Annotated in this window: 22 protein-coding genes; 14 read left to right on the top strand and 8 right to left on the bottom strand. The window is 43.8% G+C overall.

Annotation, left to right across the window (positions count from 1 at the left end; all coding sequences use genetic code 11):
- Positions 1–247: 247 nt before the first annotated feature.
- The gene (locus tag AND4_RS14510; RefSeq protein WP_009843729.1) at positions 248–1,372 is read left to right on the top strand and encodes a hypothetical protein; all 1,125 of its coding nucleotides are present in this window, start codon (positions 248–250) and stop codon (positions 1,370–1,372) included.
- A gap of 232 nt (positions 1,373–1,604) precedes the next feature.
- Here AND4_RS14510 and AND4_RS14505 read toward each other — a convergent pair whose 3' ends face one another.
- From AND4_RS14505 to AND4_RS14495, 3 genes are read right to left on the bottom strand one after another with little or no spacing between them, the layout of a single operon-like run.
- Positions 1,605–2,123 carry a metal-dependent hydrolase gene (locus tag AND4_RS14505; RefSeq protein ID WP_009843728.1) on the bottom strand — a complete coding sequence of 173 codons (519 nt, stop codon included), beginning with the start codon at positions 2,121–2,123 and terminating at the stop codon, positions 1,605–1,607.
- On the bottom strand, positions 2,120–2,869 hold the full coding sequence (locus AND4_RS14500) for a hypothetical protein (protein WP_009843727.1): 750 nt from the start codon (positions 2,867–2,869) through the stop codon (positions 2,120–2,122). The genes AND4_RS14505 and AND4_RS14500 overlap by 4 nt, the downstream gene beginning before the upstream one ends.
- Positions 2,859–3,581 carry a hypothetical protein gene (locus tag AND4_RS14495; protein ID WP_009843726.1) on the bottom strand — a complete coding sequence of 241 codons (723 nt, stop codon included), beginning with the start codon at positions 3,579–3,581 and terminating at the stop codon, positions 2,859–2,861. The genes AND4_RS14500 and AND4_RS14495 overlap by 11 nt, the downstream gene beginning before the upstream one ends.
- Positions 3,582–4,778: 1,197 nt before the next feature.
- Between AND4_RS14495 and AND4_RS14490 the strand changes: the two genes are divergently transcribed.
- Positions 4,779–5,381: a recombinase family protein gene (locus AND4_RS14490; protein WP_009843725.1), complete on the top strand. Its 603-nt coding sequence runs from the start codon at positions 4,779–4,781 to the stop codon at positions 5,379–5,381.
- Positions 5,382–5,421: 40 nt separating this feature from the next.
- On the opposite strand, the gene AND4_RS14485 is transcribed toward AND4_RS14490, so the two are convergent.
- Positions 5,422–5,724, bottom strand: coding sequence for a type II toxin-antitoxin system RelE/ParE family toxin (locus AND4_RS14485; RefSeq protein ID WP_009843724.1), 303 nt, complete (start codon positions 5,722–5,724; stop codon positions 5,422–5,424).
- Positions 5,724–5,984, bottom strand: a complete 261-nt coding sequence (locus AND4_RS14480) for a type II toxin-antitoxin system Phd/YefM family antitoxin (protein WP_009843723.1) — start codon at positions 5,982–5,984, stop codon at positions 5,724–5,726. The genes AND4_RS14485 and AND4_RS14480 overlap by 1 nt, the downstream gene beginning before the upstream one ends.
- Before the next feature lie 207 nt (positions 5,985–6,191).
- On the opposite strand from AND4_RS14480, the gene AND4_RS14475 reads away from it, so the two are divergent.
- Positions 6,192–6,734: a recombinase family protein gene (locus tag AND4_RS14475; protein ID WP_009843722.1), complete on the top strand. Its 543-nt coding sequence runs from the start codon at positions 6,192–6,194 to the stop codon at positions 6,732–6,734.
- Positions 6,735–6,894: 160 nt separating this feature from the next.
- On the opposite strand, the gene AND4_RS14470 is transcribed toward AND4_RS14475, so the two are convergent.
- The 3 genes from AND4_RS14470 to AND4_RS20290 all read right to left on the bottom strand — a co-directional run bounded on the left by AND4_RS14470 (position 6,895) and on the right by AND4_RS20290 (position 8,875).
- The gene (locus AND4_RS14470; RefSeq protein ID WP_009843721.1) at positions 6,895–7,593 is read right to left on the bottom strand and encodes a hypothetical protein; all 699 of its coding nucleotides are present in this window, start codon (positions 7,591–7,593) and stop codon (positions 6,895–6,897) included.
- A 618-nt stretch (positions 7,594–8,211) separates the two neighbouring features.
- Complete coding sequence (locus AND4_RS14465; protein ID WP_009843720.1) at positions 8,212–8,727, bottom strand: hypothetical protein; 516 nt, start codon at positions 8,725–8,727, stop codon at positions 8,212–8,214.
- The gene (locus tag AND4_RS20290) at positions 8,711–8,875 is read right to left on the bottom strand and encodes a hypothetical protein (RefSeq protein ID WP_009843719.1); all 165 of its coding nucleotides are present in this window, start codon (positions 8,873–8,875) and stop codon (positions 8,711–8,713) included. Before AND4_RS20290 ends, AND4_RS14465 begins: the two co-directional genes overlap by 17 nt.
- 700 nt (positions 8,876–9,575) lie before the next feature.
- Here AND4_RS20290 and AND4_RS14460 point away from each other — a divergent pair.
- The 11 genes from AND4_RS14460 to AND4_RS14415 all read left to right on the top strand — a co-directional run bounded on the left by AND4_RS14460 (position 9,576) and on the right by AND4_RS14415 (position 21,184).
- Positions 9,576–10,034 carry a transcription termination/antitermination NusG family protein gene (locus AND4_RS14460; RefSeq protein WP_009843718.1) on the top strand — a complete coding sequence of 153 codons (459 nt, stop codon included), beginning with the start codon at positions 9,576–9,578 and terminating at the stop codon, positions 10,032–10,034.
- 151 nt (positions 10,035–10,185) lie between these two features.
- On the top strand, positions 10,186–10,923 hold the full coding sequence (locus AND4_RS14455; protein ID WP_009843717.1) for a hypothetical protein: 738 nt from the start codon (positions 10,186–10,188) through the stop codon (positions 10,921–10,923).
- 396 nt (positions 10,924–11,319) lie between these two features.
- Entirely contained in the window at positions 11,320–11,772 is a 453-nt protein-coding gene (locus tag AND4_RS14450; protein ID WP_009843716.1) for a phage tail protein, read from the top strand.
- 13 nt (positions 11,773–11,785) lie between these two features.
- On the top strand, positions 11,786–12,859 hold the full coding sequence (locus tag AND4_RS14445) for a phage tail sheath C-terminal domain-containing protein (protein WP_009843715.1): 1,074 nt from the start codon (positions 11,786–11,788) through the stop codon (positions 12,857–12,859).
- A gap of 77 nt (positions 12,860–12,936) precedes the next feature.
- The gene (locus tag AND4_RS14440) at positions 12,937–14,079 is read left to right on the top strand and encodes a phage tail sheath C-terminal domain-containing protein (protein WP_009843714.1); all 1,143 of its coding nucleotides are present in this window, start codon (positions 12,937–12,939) and stop codon (positions 14,077–14,079) included.
- 34 nt (positions 14,080–14,113) lie between these two features.
- The gene (locus tag AND4_RS14435) at positions 14,114–14,581 is read left to right on the top strand and encodes a phage tail protein (RefSeq protein WP_009843713.1); all 468 of its coding nucleotides are present in this window, start codon (positions 14,114–14,116) and stop codon (positions 14,579–14,581) included.
- On the top strand, positions 14,578–14,748 hold the full coding sequence (locus AND4_RS20285; RefSeq protein ID WP_009843712.1) for a DUF5908 family protein: 171 nt from the start codon (positions 14,578–14,580) through the stop codon (positions 14,746–14,748). The genes AND4_RS14435 and AND4_RS20285 overlap by 4 nt, the downstream gene beginning before the upstream one ends.
- Positions 14,736–15,236 (top strand): hypothetical protein, encoded by a 501-nt coding sequence (locus tag AND4_RS14430; protein ID WP_009843711.1) that lies wholly within the window; start codon positions 14,736–14,738, stop codon positions 15,234–15,236. The genes AND4_RS20285 and AND4_RS14430 overlap by 13 nt, the downstream gene beginning before the upstream one ends.
- Positions 15,237–15,430: 194 nt before the next feature.
- Positions 15,431–17,578: a phage baseplate assembly protein V gene (locus tag AND4_RS14425; protein ID WP_043991708.1), complete on the top strand. Its 2,148-nt coding sequence runs from the start codon at positions 15,431–15,433 to the stop codon at positions 17,576–17,578.
- Between the two features lie 75 nt (positions 17,579–17,653).
- The gene (locus AND4_RS14420) at positions 17,654–17,995 is read left to right on the top strand and encodes a GPW/gp25 family protein (RefSeq protein ID WP_186004054.1); all 342 of its coding nucleotides are present in this window, start codon (positions 17,654–17,656) and stop codon (positions 17,993–17,995) included.
- 156 nt (positions 17,996–18,151) lie between these two features.
- Entirely contained in the window at positions 18,152–21,184 is a 3,033-nt protein-coding gene (locus tag AND4_RS14415; RefSeq protein WP_009843708.1) for a hypothetical protein, read from the top strand.
- Position 21,185: the final 1 nt, after the last annotated feature.

Below are 21,185 nucleotides of genomic sequence, written 5' to 3'. Positions count from 1 at the left end.
TATACCCAGCAACCTCGACATGCTTGGTTCAGCAAACATCACTCAGTTGATGGACGCGGCAGCAATTTGAAGATTGAGTTTCTCAAAATCAAAAATTGACACCAAATATATATGAACCAAGACAACTTGCCCTGCGGGAGCATGGCAGAGCAAGTTGACCACTTTCATCGCGGAATGCCATTGTGCTTTCCGTACTTCCAATTTTAATTATACCACTCACATAAACTTAATCATGAGGTCACCACTTATGCCTTATTCATACATTCCTGAAGTAATGACTAAACCAAAACAGATGCAGGAGGAAGATATTTACAATGCAAGTCGCTGCCCAACAATGCCGAAATTTAACCAAGAGAAACTAGAAAAAATACTAGATATTATTACAGATATTGCCGGGAATTTTGATAATTCCGATCCAGGATCACCGCCACTGAGTGTTCCTTTAAATGTGGCTAACGCGCTTAATGAGTTATCTCCGTATGCTTGGAGCGAGTTAAAAGAGGATTTAAATGGAATAGCCAATCTTTATCTTCCATGCAATGGTGCTGTAGGAGGTGCCGCTGATATTTTGCTACTTGTAAAAAACCTTAGAATCTTTGTAGATGAAATTACAAGTGATGCCCCAAATCATAAGATTCTGGGAGAGACAGCGGTGGCCATCACAAATCAAAGTATAAACCTATCCAAAAACACCACTGATGTCGCGGCAACCTTTTTTGGTAGCGCAGGCAGTGAGGTCGCTTCGTCAGTTATCGGATCTGGTATGACGGCAGCTCACGGTGCATCGAATGCAGGAAAAATCGCGGGTACAATCAAAAGACAAGTCTGTACCTTTCGGGCTGATATACCAGCCGATGTGAAATGGATATTAGGAACGAGATTAGGAAGAAAAGGCGCAAGACAAGCTGGTTTGTTAGCGGGGGCCGCTGCTTCATTAGCCTCAGGGCCTTGGGCTCCTTTCTTTGCGGCGATTACAGCGACTGGCTATACTGTTTCGCGTCTCCCTGGTTTTATAACTAAAGTAGCAAAAGATGGCACCGGATCATTTGGACAGGCTTCCTCGGCTAGGGAGAAAGAGGCGAAAATAATCGTCTCTTGGATTCTTGAGAGTTATTTTAAGGAAGGTGTTGAAAATGATGCGAATTTTGACGAGATTGCACCAGCCTTAACGACTTCCGATATTACTCTGTTGCAGCTTGCAAAGAACCCTGTTGATTTCTTCGCAGAGATAAAGGGGCAATCGAGGTATAATCAGATCATTACCCTTAAACATGATCTTAAAAATTTGGGTTCGTTCGGGGCCAACGAGTCTGAATATCGCCAAATAAAAGGCAGGTTAACGGCGTTCGTCATTGAAAAATTGGCTTCTTAATGAGCTAGAGGGAAAGCAGTATATTAAGTTACCTAGAGCGGTATGGTTCAGCAAAAGTGAAAGGGCCTACCTTAACCTGCCCTTCGGCATGGCGGCGTAACCTGGTATTTTAGGTGAGTCTTGAGGCGCGATGCCTACGCTATCGTAGACCTTAGGCAGTAACCCACCACTACGTCGTCCGTTCCCAACACTTGTCAATATTCAGCCTGAATAATGACACCTAATTCGTCATCTAAATCAACCTAAATCGGTGGGTTTTCCACTCTAAAGCATCGATTAACCCACGCTCATACATGCCCGCCCAGTCAAAAAAGAATGGGGCAAAGCCTTGTCCACCTGTGACATGAGAGAGAATAATACACGCAATCACGACCCCAGCAGAAATGGCGTATTCAACCGGATCCCCGGTTCTAAATCGTCCGCCAAATAGATGAAAGCGTCGGTCACTGTAGGGAGAGAAAGGCACCCCAGATACCGTCATTGCGTCAGTGAGTATGTGGCTAATCCCGCCCCAGGCGAACGCCATCCCGATACCTTGGTAGTCCCAAACCAAAGTGAAGACCAAGGTGATCATCAGCCAATGGGTAAAGATGTGAGTCGGCCCGCGATGTTTGATGTTGCGCCCGAGTCCTTTGGCCACAAATTCCATCCAATCTGGCGCCGTCGAGCCAGCAATACAGATCGGCACATGTGGCGGGGAAATCACTGCACAAATCGCCCCAGCAATCAGCCCGTGGTTGAGCCACTTCATGGCGTTATCTTTGGCTTAGCGTGTGGGGGAAGGTAGGCCAGCTTTTGCAAATATTGGTTCACGCTGTCGCTGTACGAACTCTCACACAGTGCGACCAATGCTAAGCGGTGTTCGACGAGGTTGGCTTCATGAGCCAGCACATCTCGATGCGAGCTGGCGACTTTTTCGAGCAGTGCGACTTGCTCGGTCACGTTCGCCACGCCTTTGGCCACCCGTTGTTGTGATCGCGCTTCGAGTGATAAGTAAAGCCCCATCAACCGGTAGGCGTAGTTTCTGTCAGCCAATGCTTGGGTGAAGGAGGCGACTGACGTTGCGGTGGCCGTTCTGCGCTGGTATTCCCATTGCCGTTCTCGTGATTGCTCGGTGGTCGAATAGAGCGGCATTTTACCGACAATCCCCACATAGTGCTCAGATATGTCAGGCCAATCATCGCTGTTGTATTCATCGAGATTGGTGCGTACTCCCGCGACCAGGTTTAGGTCGAGTTTAAATTTACTCTTCTCTGGGTAACAGTTGAGCACGGTGTGAAAAATGGTATCTGGGTCAATCTTAGGTGCAGGCTTCAACGCAGGAGTCGGGGTGTTGTAGTGGGGCGCCTCGCCTTTCAATGTGGGGAGTTCGAACGGTTTGATCTCCGGTGGCGGCGCTGTCGGCTCCTGCCATGGCGTCGCGATGCCCCAATCATTGCCATAAACCGCTGAGCAGAGCAGGGGACATAACACCAAAAGACCATACTTAATCGGCACGTGTTGACCTCCGCCCACTTCCCAACATCTGCAATCCACCTATCACGGCCCCCGCTTCCCACGCCCCGGCAACAACACAAAGTGCGACCATTAACCAAACCAGTGCTTTGGTCGTGTCGTAGCTGACGTCACTTTCTAAATTGATGCGTTGTGGCTCACGCCGTTCGACAATCGGTCGAATGGAAGGGGGCAGCCGGCCTTCCTCACTGCACGTCATCAGCCACAGCTTTGCAGACATCAGACACTTGCGTGCGATTTGCGCTTTGCGTCCAGTCAACTTGTGCGCGTCATCGATAAAAAGTAAGCACTGGGTTTCCAATAAATAGTCAGCCAGTAGGTCGGCCTTAAGCTGTAAGTTGAGCTTGCCCCATGGCAGGTGGCTCTCGCCCTCTTCTTGCCGCGCTTGGTACCAGTTGTCTATCCCTTTCACTTCCACCCAACAGGAAAGCGGCATCAGAGCTTCAAGCAAAACAGGTTGTGGTTTTTTCCCCCAAATTTCATGCCGCTGATCTTTCAGGCGCGTGAGCCAGCGGCTTTTTCCTGAATCGTGTGCGCCTGTGATCAGCTGACATTTTTTTCGCCGCAAGCTGGTTTCTTTTCGATCACGACTCGGTGCAAAACGCCGCGGTGAATCCACAATCAGTGGGGTCACATAACGTGTGCCGTCTTTACGCATTCGGTTGTGATCGGTCCTGAGTTTCAAAAATCGCATTGTGCTCCATCCTTGATTAAACAGAATACGAACTCGGCACAACAATAAAAGTGCAAGGGCGAGGCTTGCGTGTGAGTCTGAATGAAAATGTAATTGAGTTGTTTATCATCTCAAAAATACAACCGTTTTCAATCGCAAGCAGGGGGCAAGGTTCCGCTGTTAAAACCGCGCAGTGCGGAAAAATTTTAGCCAAAGGTAAGGGGTAAATAACGAGATGGGGTATTGGAACCATGACCATCAGTCAAGGGGCACGGAAATAACGAGGGTTAATTTCGTGTGATCGCGTTTGAGACGGTGCTTGAAACGGCGTTTAGACCGGCAGCAGATTGCGAGCAAGGTTTACATCGAATGGATTGGGACGTGAGGGATTAAGCGAAGGTGATGCAGTTGGGTGTCACTATCAATGGCAGGTTCGATTTGGCAAGAGATGTTGTCTGGTGAGAGGAAAATATGGATTCCGAACACACTCACCCTAAAGAGCTTTAAAGAAAACTCTGTAGGGTGAACCGTGAAGATGCCGACCGGAGCCGAGTATAAACACTTCAACCGTGTATCTCCGAGAGCACTAGATACATGCGAGGATTACGGGCTGCTCCGCCCCACTTCTCACCGTTCCTCGCCATTGCGTTGCTTCGTACCTTGCAAGGGTTTCCCCAATATACAAGCCTCGTTCGTTGGTTTGATTTTCCCAAACTTACAACACAATCACTCATATGGTGCGCGCTAACGAAGTGACCGCTGGTAGCGCGTATAACAAAATGTCGCCAGTGACTCTGAACCTACCACCCAACATTCAGTCATGAGCAAAACACTCTTGAATTGGACCGCACCAAGCGCAGTGTTAGCCAAGGAAGTACATAGGTTTGATGCGCTTCACACTGCGATGGTGGTGTTGTCCATGTCGATATCTGTGATCACAGATATTGTTTTAAAGACGTGCTTGATAAGGAGCAGATTGATTCATCCTCATTGCGCCGTTACCGTTGCCCAAAAAACAAACAACACAATATAAAATCAAACCGGGATTGTTAACAAAGGTTGAAGCAGCTGCGATCAGGTAAACTGAAAAATATCGATCTGTGGGGACAACGTGCAGATTTTATCGATCGAGTTCAAAGGTTTGAATAGAAGCGTTGCTTCTCATGCATGGAAAGAGTAGCAAGAAACGAATCATAGTCGATAACAAGGATGTTTATCATGCCCAATTTTGCCTACCTTCGAGTATCGACCGATGCTCAAGATGTTGCTAACCAAAAACACGGCATCTACGAATATTGTCATCGTGTTGGGATAGTGAATTTATGCTTTATCGAAGATATCGTCACGGGCAAAAAGAAATGGCATGAGCGCAAACTTGGTGAGCTCATTGGTGGGATGGCGTCCGGTGATAAGCTGATTTTCGCTGAGGTCAGTCGGATTGCCCGTTCTACACTCCAGGTTCTGGAGGTGTTAGAGATCTGCATGGCCAAAGGCATTAATGTCTACATCGCGAAGCAAAACATGCAGCTCGATGGCTCGATTCAGGCAAAGATCACGGCAACTGTGCTTGGCCTGGCAGCGGAAATCGAACGAGAGTTTATTTCGATGCGAACCAAAGAGGCATTAGCGGCGAGAAAAAAAGCCGGAATGGCCTTAGGAAGACCGAAAGGGCAGGCTGAGAGACTCAAGCTCGATGCCAAACGTGAGCAAATCGAGAAATACCTAGCGATGGGGCTTGGGATCCGCCCTACCGCCAAACTGATTGATGAAGCCCCAAGCACACTGCGGGATTACGTTAAGCGCAGAGACATTAAGACTTAAACCATCAAGTGCAGAAGCACCAAACCTGCGGGCGGCAAAGCTAAGACGGTCGCTGAAAGTGCTTAGCGGGAGACATATTTCGACCTAAGACGGCGGCGATAACGATGCAGTCTGGTTTTTTTATGTAGTAGATCACATGATGCTTTAACGGAAACCGACAATACCCAGCACCCAGCTCTGGCATATCAATCCCAATCAATTCATTATTGGCCAACAACGTCATGGATTGCTTAAGCTCCGCAAAATAATGACGCCACTGCGCGTCCCCCCAATTTTCGAGCGTATAACGGCGAATATCAATAAGGTCCGTTTGCGCGGCTGGAGAAAGTTTGTATTGTGCCATCAGTCAAACTTGCCTAAATCCAATTCCTTCATGAAGGTCTCACCATCGACGAGATCGTCATTCACGATATCGCGCTGCGCCTGCTCAAAACGTGACGTCACCATCGCCAGTTTTAACGCCTCAAGTTCTTCGTATTCCTCACATGACATCATCACAGCCACAGGCGAACCATTTTTACTGATTTGCACAGGCTCTCGCTGTACTTTCATCAATAAGTCACCAAATTTTGTTTTTGCGGTATTTGCCGTTAACGATTGCATAATGCGCTCCTTTTTTTGCCATTATAAACCAATCGTTCGATTCATGCGAATAGATTGAAGTGAACGATTGGTCCATTGTTCAAAAAGGTGTACTTTCAGGACACCCAGACAAAGGATCGTAATCACTGTGCATTATGTCCTATTGAAATTAAATGGTCATGTACTTTATAGTTACACTATCTAAGTGGACAGTTTAAGGGGCAAATCATGCTTATTGGCTATGCAAGGGTCAGCTCAAGCGATCAGTCACTCCATATTCAGGTCGAACAACTCAAACAGCTCGGCTGTGAAAAAATCTTTCAAGAGAACGCCAGCGGAAAAAGCGCGGAGCGCGACCAGTTAAATGCCATGCTCGAGTTTTCTCGTGAGGGCGACACGATTCACGTGATGAAAGTGGACCGCTTAGCGCGTAATACCATTGATGCGTTACAAATTGCCGATGCATTGGCGGCAAAAGGTGCGGGCCTGGTCTTTCACGATCTCGGCAATGTTGACATTAATAGCGATGTTGGCCGCGTTATCTACACCACCATTTCCGCCTTCGCAGAAATGGAAAGAAAACGTATCTTACAGCGCTGCAATGAGGGGAGGGAGAGGGCAAAAGCACAAGGCAGGCACCTCGGCCGATTTCCTGATAAGACCTTACATAAGCGCATACAGGAGCTCTGGGAGCAAGGGATGAACAAACATGCGATCAGTAAAGCTCTCGGGTGCAGCCGGACAACCGTGTATAAAGTGCTGGAGTCATGAGCGGTTGGACTGTAGGTGTATTTGTGGAAGGCGCTTAACGGATACCTAAACAGCCAAGCTATGCCTTCTCAACGCATTGATAGCCCTCGATAATGTTCTCTATCAATGCGCCTCTTTTTATCCAATGGCACGCCTTGTCCTTTGGATGAAATGCACCGTTTCACCAAAGTTTTTTGACTTTCAGATTTGTCCCATCTTTTTCCTGTGCAAAAAAAGACCAATTTCCACCGTTGCGAACACCTATGAATGTTGACATTTTACCATCGTAATCATTCGGGCCGTACACCTTGTAACCAGATTGAATAAGCCGACTATTTAATGTTTTGTGTGCTTGAGCGTCGAAGTTTTCACCTTTTTCACTAAAAGGTTGGAAATGAGAAATGTGTGTCTTTCCTTGGTGTTTCTTGATTGCCATCGAACACCCGGTAAGCAAAGGGGTGACAAGCAAGTTACCCTCAGTTTTACCAAGATCCACGCCTATATGATCATTGATGTTAATGGTGTCTTCTCTAACGACAGGAAGATAAAAAGCTTCGATTTGAGTGCCACCTGGATTTGGTGTTGTCGATATTTGATATTTATTTTCCATGACCGAGTTGAAATAGATAGGCAGATCCTGTTCCAAGTAACCTGTTGTTAACGAGTTATTTTTTAAAAAATTCCGCGTACTTAGTTGTAATTCATCTATTGGGTTTTTCGCGGCTTTTTTGTTAGAAAAAAAACCGCGTATAGACTTGGCTTTGCCAGGAAGAAGATTAACATTTTTAACGCTTTTACGTGAAGTATTCGAATCTTCTTCATGACCAGTCAATAAGTCTTGGTTTGGAGATGTACACAATAATTTCGAAATAGATTTCATAAAGATAGATCCTTTAATTATATATTTGTCAACTGTAAATTAAATTAATGTGCCGTTCAATTTTAATTAGTCTCATTTTAAATACTCAAGATAGAAAAAGACAAAAAGTAAACACCGCTCGGCGCAATCCCGAAGCTGGCGCAGCCAGTCGAAGGGTGAGCAAGCGGAATATCACCCATGGTTAAATGAGCTCTGGTCACTGAGTCTCTATTTTTAAATGTTTTAAGGATCGATCAAGTGAGACTTGGGGATGAGACTGACGCGCTACGCTTGTCGGATTTGAGTATGGATAACTGTTCACTCGTACCTCGCGAAAGTTACCCACAGTCAAATCAGGGTATTTTGCGATATTGTTATTTTATTATTCTATTACTTTATTCTTTTGTTTGTTAAAGGAAAGTGTTACCGGTTCCTAGCCCCTATGTTTAGGGTCTCCTCTGAAAAAATCGGTAGGGGGAGGGGCAAATTGAGTGATGTGGAATATGAACATTGTGTAGTATCACTGAATTAAATAAATGTGGGTGGCGCGGTATAATAGGGGGATATATATATTTGAGTGAATTATCAGACAGGCAGGCGTCGTCCTCCCGAGCTAACGAGATTAAATAATAAAACGGGCTATTCTACTTGGTCGTAATCTTTAAAGGTTAGTGATTTATTCGTTTGGCTGGGGTTAGCCTGCTTGAGAGTTGAATCGACAAAGTCTATCCGACTTTGTACTTTTTCTTGATGAATGGATTTTTCTTTGTTTCTTTTTCGACATGCTATGTTCATAGCGGCTTTTGTTTTGCTATAAAACCCACCTAGCTTGCTAAGCACTATATTGTAAATGTTAGACGTTTGACGTGGGCCTTTTTCGCCTTCAACTTGCCTAAACTGAGGGGTGACTTTCAAATAGCCATGCTTCACAGCTTTAGCAATGAGGTGAGTAATGTAATTAGCCGAGTAACCTGTACGTTCAGAGAGTAACTTTCTGGTTGGGAACGCATTGTCATTTCGCAAATTATAAAAACTGGATATACCGATCAGTAGGGACTTTATCTCGCGTGGGATATCTGCTGACTTCAGTATAAGATCTGTTAATTGGTGATGGTGAGTAATGAGGGTTAATGTGTTACTAGTCGTTGAAGTCATAACGCTTACCTAATAAATCAGTTGTTATAGTACAAGCACCACGAGTCCATTTTAAATCTATTTTAACTCGCCAGTTATTTTTTTCTGTGTTTGTAGTTCGACTGCTTTTCAGGTGAGCCTTAACATTTTCATTATTAAGGTTATTCATATGTTGCTCCTACATGATTAGATTTGGCCGGTAAATTCCAAAACGAAATTATAATATAAGGTTAATTTTTAATGTCAATGGAATATGATACGAAAAAAACCAAGCCTGTAGGTGGACTTGGTTTCTGACGAGGTACTGTTGCTATCAAGGAACCACCCCCGATATACCTAAGCTGATAATATCAACCTTTGTCACTAGTATAAAATGAAATTCAGACTTTTTTCAATATTATTGATATCAATAGTTACAGCGTAAAAACAAAAATATTACCTATTTTATATGGGTAATATAAGTAAAACGAATTGTAGGTGAATTAATGTATTTCATTTGCTTGTTTTACCTGTCTTAATATATAAACAATGGCCAATTATTTTTGATAATCATAGAGATAGCCATTAAGTGCTGATAGTGTCATCAATAATGCAATGTGAAGAAGTTCGCATTTAGCAGCTAAAAATGAAGATTTTTAAGGATCTTGGAAAGCATGACAGGTCCTCGATTCCCCGTATCTGCAATATATTGCCGCCTTCCTCGGCCCTGTCATTCAGCATGACAGGTATACTGGGCCTATATTTAAAAGTCATTATTCAAATCCATTTAAATTATACCGCTGGGTATAATTTTGGCGAAGCTTTGTGTTTAAAAAACACAATGAATTAAAAGACTGAATTAATATTGGCGATACGCTTGGTATAAAGTAATGAAGAATTGGTATCTTGTTTATTGTAACGTTAAGAATTCCAGACGCGACGTTTTAATTCGATTTTTAAATAGTTTTGGGGTTGAAGTATTTAACCCGATAATGACTTATTATAAGGCGAGAAAAGATAGACCCGGTAAGTTTCGCAAGCAAACAAAATCTCTATTCTCAAATTATATGTTTATACAATTTGACTGTACTAAATTCAGCTTCTCTAAATTCGACAACATTGAGGGGATTTCATACTTTTTACGCTCTTCTGGTCAGATTGCCACTATCCCAGAACCGTTAATTGAGAATCTAAGGTTGAGTCAGGCGATGTTGCCCAAAAGTGTTTTGTCCCCTTGTGATGATAATATCAGTCTTGGGCATGCAATGCTGACTCAAACCAACGAGGAGGAAAAAATCAGATGTTTAAAATTAGCTTTAGAAAGCTATCAGCGTCAACCTAGCCTTTGAGCAGATGCTACCTCCTCGCATCCAATATGCACGATAGTCTTTCCGCCACATGATTCCAATGGAGTCTATCGTGCATACTTAGCAACATTGATCAGCTTTATTCCGTTAATTAAGTAAATAACCGCATCAACTTTATTGTTAGGGGTGAATAATGACATATAGCGATACATATCAACAGTCACGTTTTGGTAACTCGATTGATCCTGCAGCGTTAAAGCTAAACTTCGCAGCCGGAAAAGTGCCAACGCAAACAGATTTCCATAATCTAATTTCATTAGCCGGGCAAGTGAGATCTGTTGATGATTCTAGCTTCGACCTCAATAGCGGTCAGTTAAGCTTTAACTATGAAAGTGTGTCAAATGAGTTGGCAGGCCAAGGGCTTACTGCCTACTCTAATCAGCTAAATGTCAACTATGAAAGAGTATCAAATGAGTTGGCAGGCCAAGGGCTTACTGCCGGTTCTAATCAGTTAGATGTTAACTATAATGAAATTACCAACAATATCGCGGACAAAGTTTGGAAGATAACGTTAGCTAAAATGTATGGAGCGACTCATTACGCTGGCAATGCGCATATTATGATATTTTTTCGCTCTATTAATGGTGCTGGGAGCGGGGTTTTCACTAGGGCCTATATTCATTCGTTATCAACGATGTATATGGGCATATATGGTACAAATGTAACCTTGAATGGTGCTGAACCCAATCGAACACAGTTCACTTTTACCACGGGAGATAAACAAAATAATGATTCCCTTGTCCTAGCTGAGTGGTATAACAAAGTCATTGTTGATTCTACAACTCTCAAGCTAAAACTGGTGACCCCAAGGTATACGACGGGTAGCATGTATGAGCTCCCGATAAAAAAAGTCAGCGAGCTATTTTCATAGCGGCTTTTCTTAATTGTGCCCTTGTCTAAAAGTTGTCCTTTAAAGGGCAAGGGTGGTTAACCATAACCTAGTTGTGTTTCTGCTTGATTGCCTAACTAACCACATCAACGGGGAGCTAAGTTATTCACAACAATTTGTGCTAGCTTGCGCCCCCTATTTTACTGCTACCACCTTACGGCTTTTTATTCCCCCATTTGTAAACTTCCCCCCCTTTGTTGTTTAGGTAGGAAGTACAGTGAACGCGTAACTTACTGCAAACCAAAGTCGTCATCTGCATCAAAGCTTGAGCCTTTTGTCTCAAGCCATCGTGTGGATTCCTGTTTTAGTTTTAAACCAGTAATCAAACATCCCCAAAACTTTTCAACCCTGTCAATTTTGACTACCTAAGGAGACATTATGTCCAACACACCAGCCGAGACTATTGCGGCAGAGTATCCGATTCCGAATTATCGCTTTGTTGTATCTATAGGCGATGAAAAAGTCCCTTTTAAATCGGTTTCTGGCTTAGATATTTCATATGATTCAATTACGTATAAAGATGGCATTGGCAGTGTATACCACATGCCTGGTCAGCCAACACAGACAACGATCACTTTGTCTCAAGGTCTCTTCAGAGGTAAGAACGGCCTTTATGATTGGATCAACACTGTTTCTCTTAATGCCGTTGAAAAACGCGACCTGATGATCAGTTTGACCGACGAAACGGGCAGTGAACTACTGGCCTCTTGGAGTGTAGTGAACGCTTTTCCTACCAGCCTGAGCGCACCTTCTTTTGACGCGACGAGCAACGATATTGCGGTGCAAGAACTTACCTTGATTGCAGACAGTGTTGTCGCTATCGCCCACTAATAAAGGATCCATAATGACTATTAATACTGAATACCCAGGCGTTTATATCGAAGAGGTCAACAATCTTAGCCTATCTGTGTCACAAAGCAGTACAGCCGTCCCTGCTTTTGCCATTGATTCAACGACGCTAACCAGTTCGTTTGTGGCGACAGAAAAAGACTATTACTACATCGAAAACTACATGGACTATCTGGCTTGCAGAGACAAAACTACAGATGCTCACATTGCTTTTGATACGTACATGCGTGTCTATTTTAATAATGGTGGCGGTGCTTGTTATCTGATTGATTCAACAAAATTCGAAGCAAAGGTGCCTCAGCTCAACCGTATTACTCTGCTGGTCGAAGCTGGTACGACGATTGAAGGCTTGGCTGGGTTACTTGGTCTTGGTCGCAATCTATTCGCTATTCTCGACGGCCCGAACGAGGACTTATCGGCTGCCGATACGAATGGTTTTGCGCCGGATCCCGCATCTGAGTATGCTGCATATTACTACCCTTGGCTAACCGCAACAGCAACTGGAGAGGCGATTCCTCCAAGTGTCGCTGTTGCCGGTGCCTATTGTAGGAATGACCGCACGATTGGGGTATGGAAAGCACCAGCAAATATGCCACTAGTTGGCATCATGCCTCAATTTGGCGTCTCTGATAGCCTGCAAGGTCTGTACACCAAGAGTGAAAATGCACTGAACATGATCCGTCAATTTGGTACCAGTGCACCAACTATCTGGGGCGCTCGCACTACGAATAACACTCCACAATGGCGTTATATTCCTGTCCGTCGCTTATTCAATAGCGCAGAGAAAGACATCAAAGATGCGATGAAAGTGGCAATGTTTGAGCCGAACAGCCAACCAACTTGGGAAGCTATTCGTGCAGCGGTAACGAATTACCTCACTAAGTTATGGAAAAGTGGTGCGTTGCAAGGCACAAAACCAGAAGAGGCTTTCTTTGTGGAAGTGGGTCTGAATCAAACGATGAACCAGGCACAAATCGACGACGGCGAATTGATTGTCAGAGTTGGTATGGCGGCGGTTCGCCCTGCTGAGTTTATTATTTTGCAGTTTACTCAAGATATTGAGCAGTAACGCTTAGTGTCAACCTTGAGAGGAAACTGAGTTTCCTCTCTCTTGTCTTCCCACTTGTGAATAACAAGAGGTTAAATTTGAACAATCAACAAGCTAATGTGAGTATTTATAACTCGCTCAACGGTTACCAAGATGAACCGTTAACAGCATTGCCACTATTTATTGGATATACAGATAAGAGTCATGGCAAGTTAGTCGAAATTACCTCATTTGATGACTTTGATGAGACATTTTTCACTGGTGACGTACCGCCAGAAACGTCAAATTTTCAACATTCGATGAAACATTTTTTTGATAACGGCGGTCAGGCTGCCTTTGTCTTCTCGCTAGGGCGTATTCCAGACCCGCTCAGTTGGCCTGCTATTAGCGACGCTTTTGATACATTAACCACTAAGTTGGAGGTAGAAGAGCGCATTACGCTATTGGCTTTTCCCGACATTTGCCACTTTGAAGATGTCGATGATTACCTTCAAGCTTGGAATACCTTACTTACCTTGTGTCAAGTTCGCTCTGGCTTATTTACGGTTTTAGATGCCCCGAAGGTGTTTGCGCAAGTGCAAACGCTATTAGGTAAAGACTTGGTCGGTGACAATTATGGTGCCGCCTATTGGCCATACCTAAAGACGACCTATGTCGATGAAAATGACAACCCTGTCGATGTGCCACCCTCAGCAGCGGTATGTGCTGTATTTCAGCACGTTGACCAAAGCAAAGGCATTTGGTGCGCGCCAGCCAATATCGAATTGGCACAAGTCTTAGAGCTCTCTGCTCCCATTACCAACCCCTATGACCAGCCAGATGGAAGAGTGATAAACCCGATTGTTACCTTTCCTGATCGGGGCACGAAAGTTTGGGGCTGCCGTACCCTCTCTAATGGTACTGATCCTGCCTCACGATACGTCCAGGTTCGCAGGTTGCTTTCATACTGTGAGCAACAATTGGGCCGATTGGGGCAACAGTTTTTATTTGAGCCGAACAATGAGTTCACTTGGAGCCGGTTAAAAGGTTTGGTCGATAACTGGTTATATGATCTTTGGTATCAAGGTGCTTTGGCTGGAGAAAACGAATCGCAGGCTTATCAAGTGAAAATTGGGCTGGGAGAAACCATGACTCAAGATGATATCTTGGATGGACAGATGCGTATGTCGATTCTGTTATCACCAGTATTGCCAGCAGAATTTATCGAATTAAATCTTGTTTTTGATTTGAGTTCTCGCTGATATTTTGACCCATTTACTATTTAGGTAACCATCAATGGATTTTATCAATGAGGTATTTACTCCTTCGGTGTCTCACCGATTTGCAACCTGTTTTATGTTTAAGGGCATCCCAAGCCCATTAGATATTTCATTTCAGAGTATATCGGGACTTTCCCGCACTTTAAAAACCACACCGCTAAGCCAAGGCGGAGAGAATGTTCGCAATTACCATTTGGCCGATAAAATTGAACACGGCTCTTTGGTGCTGGAGCGCGGAGTCATGCTCCCAACGCCCTTAACGGTCCAGTTTGAGCGTATTTTACGCGGCGAAACGGTATCGTATGCTGATGTGGTTATTCTGCTGCTGAATAACCACAATATACCGTTAACGTCCTGGACAATCAGTAAGGCGCTGCCCGTGAGTTGGCAAGTGGGTGATCTGGATGCAAATTCAAATACGACTTTGATCAACCGATTAGAGTTACGCTATCAAAATATGCGCATCTTGGGAGCAAAACTATGACCATTGAGATCAGGGAGTTAGTGATTCAAGCTTGCGTACCTGATGCGCCATCTCACCGCAGCACTTCGCGGATCAAGCACGAAGAGCGACGTATTTTGGACCTGATTCGCAAGCAGGTTAAGGAAGAGGTGAGACAGGCACACCGGAGAGAACCATGGAAACTTTAAGCAAATTAAACATAAAGGGGTATCAAGACCGAGAGCGGAAACGCAGGCCCATGGGGAAAATAGAAGCCATGTTTAACCCCGACTCGATGTCTTTTTCATATCGAACCAAGTATCAATCTAATGCTTTTTTAAATAGTGACGCCAAAAGTAATCGTTATGATAGCGTTCAGCCAAGTGATCTCAGTTTGGTCTTGGTGTTTGATGCAAGAATGCCGGGGAATAAAATCCCGTTAAGAAAGCGGCTCAGCGACTTAAAGACACTGTGTTATACCCCAGATAATGAGACAGGAGAGCCGCTCTATTTATCCGTTCATTGGGGACGGCTTGTTATGGGTGAAGGTGAGCAGCGTGACTACAAGGGCAGAGTAAAAGATTTCATTGTGACATTTACCGCCTTTGAGAGAGATGGCACCCCTCTAAGGGCTGAAGTTAGATTAAATCTTATTGAAGACTCGAGCTTTGCATTACAAAGCGCTCAACTTAGTTAATAAAAATTCCGAACCCCTCCATTTTTCGTTCTACCATTGTTCTCGCGATTCTTTATTCACCATGTGACGTTTGTGGGGAATGAAGAATGATTGAGCATGAGTATCTTATTTAGACTTTCCATTTCAGCTTCAAATCAATGGAAATGTGTTTTTAGGCAACGTTGTCAAAAAGATGAATAAATTAAATGGGGAGAATGGCACCAAAACAAGAGGTTAAATGCATGTTATCTAAAAGTAAAAAGCTGGCAAAACTTAAAATCGTAGCGTACAGGGAAAGGGAACGAGCCCAAGGTCAGCGGGTCGGAGACCTAGATGTTTTGTACAACCCAGACACGCTAACTTTATCTTATCACAATGAGTATCGTGTTGATGATTATTGTAGTGAGATAAAGAGTAATACTTTCTGTCAAAGTCATGCTGGTACGCTGAGTTTAGCCTTGGTCATGGATGCCAAGATGTCCGGAAATAAAAATGGTATAGCAGAGCAAATAAAACAATTGAAAGCCCTTTGCTACCAGTTAGATAAAACAACACTATCCCCACGTTTTCTGGCGGTGAGTTGGGGCCAGTTATCCATAGGGAATGGTCAACTATTTTCAGGGAGGGTACAAGATTTCGCCATTGATTATACCTCTTTTGCTCGTGACGGTACGCCCTTAAGGGCAGAGGTTCAGCTCACTTTAATTGAAGACCCCAAGTTGCCGCGCAAAGAAGAGAATCAGGATGAGACTGATGAGGATGGCTTGTTTAACATCGTTGTCAAAGGTAAGCCATTAAAACAACTTAGCCTTGCGGGTATATCTAGCACACAACAAATTAACGGGATCCCCAAGGCAAAATTACAACTATGTAGGCCTGGGATCGGACGAGAGAGTCTGAAAAATATCTCTGAAGTGGCGGATTGCCAGATTGGAGAAGAAGTGAAAGTGTATTCGGGCAAGAGAAACCCTGAATTAATTTTTAAAGGCATCATTACTGCCTACGGTCTGGAGGTTGCCAAAGGTGATGAAGTCTTAAATCTTGAGTTACAGCATCCTCTTTGTCGCTTAGACAATACCAACCACTCTCAAGTTTTTTTGGATCAGAATGATAGCCAAATCATCTCGAAACTTTGCCATAATTTTAATGTTGGCACGATTCGTTATTTAGGTGACGCGAAGAAAAAAACGCAACAAGTTCGTCATGAACAAAAAGTACAGTTTCGCTGTAGCGATTGGCATTTTATTCGCAGTTGCCTTGATGCCAATGGTGTGTGGATGATTGCTAATCCAGACAATATTGAGGTTATCACTCCACAACTTAAAACCCAGACACCCGATCACCAGTTATCTGCTGATAGCGGAGACAAGATTTACAGTGCAAGTTGGGCATTCACATCGATGGATCAGCCAGATGCATTAGAAATGTCTTCATGGGACATCAAAAAACAAAAGTTACAGACCCAAAAAGCGTCGGTTCCACTGCTTGGCGATAAAGCGCTCAAAGTAAGTGCGCAGCGGGTACTGGATCCGACAAATTGGTCGACTCATTACAGCGTGCCGAAAGATAAAAGAGAAATCAAAGCATGGGCTGATAGTGTCATGGCTCATCTTTCTCTTTCACAAGTACAGGGCAGCGTCGAAATACAAGGCACTACAAAATATAAACTCGGGGATACCGTCAAGTTTTCTGAGTTTGGTACTAGCATCGATGGCAGTGCCATTGTGACCTCGGTGTCACATACCATCACATCAGCAGAGTGGACAACGCGAATCACTTTCGGTAGTGAAGGTCTTAGCAACACATTAAGCCCATTACCGAGCATCAATGGTATTCATTTGGCAACCGTTGCTAAATATGAAAGTGATAGTAAGTCATTCGATCGAATTGGCGTACATATTCCTGCGCTCAATGCCGATAAACAGAAAAACAAACTATGGGCAAGATTTTCTATGCCCTATGCTAGTAAAGGAAGTGGCATGTATTGCTACCCAGAACAAGGGGACGAGGTCATTCTCGGTTTCATTGAAGACAACCCATGCTATCCGGTTATTTTAGGTTCACTGCATAACCCAATTAATACATCAGCCCTCAAACCGGGTGACGCTCATAAAGGTTGGAAATTGACTCAAGCGGGCGCCGAATTGGAAATGCTGCTGAACACCAATGATAAAAATCTCTTGCTTAAATCAGGAGAACAACGCCTAGAGGTTAGCGATACAGAAATTTTAATTGACAGCCCTCAAGAAGTTAATATTTACGGCACAGAAATTGACATTGCAAGCCCTCGAGAAATTAATATTACTGGCGAAGATTCTGTCGAAATTACCGGCACGGAAATTAATATGAAGAAACCATCCTAACAGGAGATGATGATGACTGAGCAATCCAACCTAAGTTGGTGTTTTCCAATAAAATTTTCATTAGATGGCGTAGAAATGACGTCATCTTTGCAAGAGAATGTCGAGCAAAGTTTGGACGTGTTGTTTCACACTCTCACGGGGGAGCGGGTAATATTCAAAAATTATGGCAATGACTTACACTCATTCCTATTTGCCAATATCGATAGTGCGCTCATCTCTGAGATAGAAACAATGATTTATGAGACCGTGTTACGTTATGAACCTCGCGTGGAAATCACCAATATCAGCATTCAGCCTGACAGCGTCACTGCCTCCCTGCTGAAGGTTCGTTTAGATTACCAACTGCGTGATAGTGAGCAAGTGTACTCGTGGCAAAGGGGGGTCGATATGTATGATGGTAAAGGTTTTTCAGTATAGATAACCCTGTCATCCTCGCCAAGGGTAGCGCCATTTTTGAGCGCCTTAACAATAGATCAACCTTCCCCCAATGGCTTTTTCACTCCCTCTTTATTATTACTAGTCTTTAGGCATGACCAAGTGTGATGCCTAATATTCGCATGGACACCATTTTTCATGATTAATAGAAGCGACACACTTGGCATAGATTCAAGCGCGAATTTTCAAATCGATGACCGAACCATACAAGATAAATTGCAATATCTTTTTAAGTATACCAATCAAATTATATTTCAAAGTGAAGCAGGTAGTGAATATCAGTTGGATCGAGATGTCCTCGCCAATCACAGTACCTTCTCCGCGCTTTGTTTGAGCAGCAATTCAAACTACAACCCCGATCCGAATGATGCGTGTTGTCAATACTATGATGAGAGTGCTGAAGATAATAAGAAAAACTGGCCGACAGATGGTATTCAGCTAGAGAAGTTAAATTTCTTTTTAGGGTTCAGAAACGTCAATCAGGGAGACACATTATCCCTTTTCTTCAATCTGACTGCGACGAATAACAACCAAATTGAATGGTTTTATTTTGATGAAGAGAAACCGAATAACGAAAAGTGGCAGCCCCTAGATAGCAGCTTAATTGATAACACCAGTGACCTTTCAGTAAGTGGTACATGGTCAGCGGTATGGCCTGTTTCTCATGACTCCGAATTGGCTTGGATAAAGGGCGAATTTACCAAAACAAATATTGAAGTATCGTCGGAATATGATAATAACTACAATAGATATCACCGATGGCAGTATGCTGGTAATGGAGAGGTAAATAATTATTGGTATTCTCAGGTTTCTGAGGATGAAAGACACGCATTTATTGAGTTTACGTTACCTAAGCTTACCGATATTAAGAACATGACCCTTTATGGAAGAGACCTTTACAACTTCCCAAACTACTTAAATGACGTAATCTACCACTTAATCGACGAAAAAGGGGTTGAGCTTGCAAGTGGTACCATTGAGGACGAGGGCGATCACAGTCGGGAGGTAGTAATCCAATTGGACTCACCAGTAAAGAGGGTAAAAAAAATACGCTTAGATAGGCCATATCAGAATACTCTACCTATTGCTCTCAGTGGTATTAAGTTGGATGGTGAATTTATTCGGCATGATTCGGCTGAGGTCATAGGCGTAAACATCAATGGTATTTTAACTAATGCCACCACTTGGGCTGATGTCCTTTTTCAAGGTCGATCTGTCACCGAACTGGCAGAGCAATACCAAAACCCTACCGGCACGCTGCCACCACACCAAGCGCTGTTGTTTGCTTACCTAAAAATGCTGGAAACCCCGCAAGCACTGATGAATCGCCTACCCGGGAAGCAACGAGACTTATATTATCAAGGGTTACTTGGTTTAAAACCACAAGCAGCCAAGCCAGGGCAAGTCGCCGTCTCGGTGCAATTAGAAGAAGCGTTTTCAAACCTTATGGTGCCAAAAGGCAGCCTGCTTCAAGCTGGCCAAGATGAAAATGGGATCGATATTGAATATCAGTTGGATCGGGATGTCCTCGCCAATCACAGTACCTTCTCCGCGCTTTGTTTGAGCAGCAATTCAAACTACAACCCCGATCCGACTGATGAGCACTGTCAATACTATGATGAGAGTGCTGAAGATAATAAGAAAAACTGGCCGACAGATGGTATTCAGCTAGAGAAGTTAAATCTCTTTTTGGGGTTCAAAAACCTTAATCAGGGAGACACATTATCCCTTTTCTTCAATCTGACTGCGACGAATAACAACCCAATTGAATGGTTTTATTTTGATGAAGAGAAACCGAATAACGAAAAGTGGCAGCCCCTAGATAGCAGCTTAATTGATAACACCAGTGACCTTTCAGTAAGTGGTACATGGTCAGCGGTATGGCCTGTTTCTCATGACTCCGAATTGGCTTGGATAAAGGGCGAATTTACCAAAACAAATATTGAAGTATCTTGTATATATCCGAACAACCTACCCCATTGGCAGGATGCTGGTGATGGAGATAAAGATTTTTATTGGCTTTCTTCGAATAATAAAGATTCATTTATTGAGTTTACGTTACCTAAGCCTACTGATATTGGGAATATGACCGTTTATTCAAGAGACTTTGATACCATATTGGATCGCTACATAGATGGCGTAATCTACCACTTAATCGACGAAAAAGGGGTTGAGCTTACAAGCGGTACGATTACGGACAATGGTACTCAGGTTCCAAGCAACGAGTTCCTCATCACCTTGGACCAACCAGTAGAGGGAGTGAAAAAAATACGCCTAGATAGGTCCGGTCCGACTAGTAATAATAAATACTATATTACTTGCGCTGGTATTAAGTTGGATGGTGAATTTATTAGGCATGATTCGGCTGAGGTCATAGGCGTAAACATCAATGGTATTTTAACTAATGCCACCACAGCGACATTGTCGAATGCCAGTCAATTGACGGATACGGTCACAGGCCAAGCTTTACCCCCAGAGAGCATCACCGCATTAGCAACCGATATCCAAGGTGTAGCAGAAATCGTTCAGCCTTGGCAATCGTGGGGGGGGGAAGCGCCGGAAAGTCACTCAGATTTCAACGCTCGCATCCCGCGTCAGTTATCGCATCGCGATCGCGCCATCTCATACGCTGATAGTATTTTATTAATAAAGGATAACTTTGCGTATGTGTATGATGTGATTGCCAACCAAAATGATAACTCGGCTATCAATACGGCAGCTTTCGTCGTGATTCCACGTGCCCGTAGTAGGGACAATGTCGATGTTTATCAGCCAACACTTGGCCGACAGAAAATGGATGCGCTCCGCAGTTTCCTAACCCATCGCGCCTCTGCATGGACGGATGTGCAAGTAGTAAACCCCAAATATAACGTGGTGGAACTAGAGTCAACGGTCACCTTCAAAGCGGGTGTGAACCCTGAATACGGCAAAGCGCAGTTAACCGAGTCACTGATTCAGCATTACATGCCGTGGGTCTCCGATCGCGAGCTCGGCCCTAAGGTCGCCAATCAGTTTAACTACTACGATGTCATCGCACACATTCAGCAGCACCCACTGGTCGATAATCTCAAAGAGCTGGAATTAGATAAGGATACATACTCAATATCGGCAGGTAGTGGGGAAGTATTGGTATTCAGTACTGATTCTATCAACATAAACGAAGCAAATTAAG

This window comes from Vibrio sp. AND4 (assembly GCF_000171815.1).
GTDB lineage: Bacteria > Pseudomonadota > Gammaproteobacteria > Enterobacterales > Vibrionaceae > Vibrio.
The sequence above is the reverse complement of the archived record's forward strand: the minus strand, read 5'-3'. Positions and strand labels throughout refer to the sequence as shown.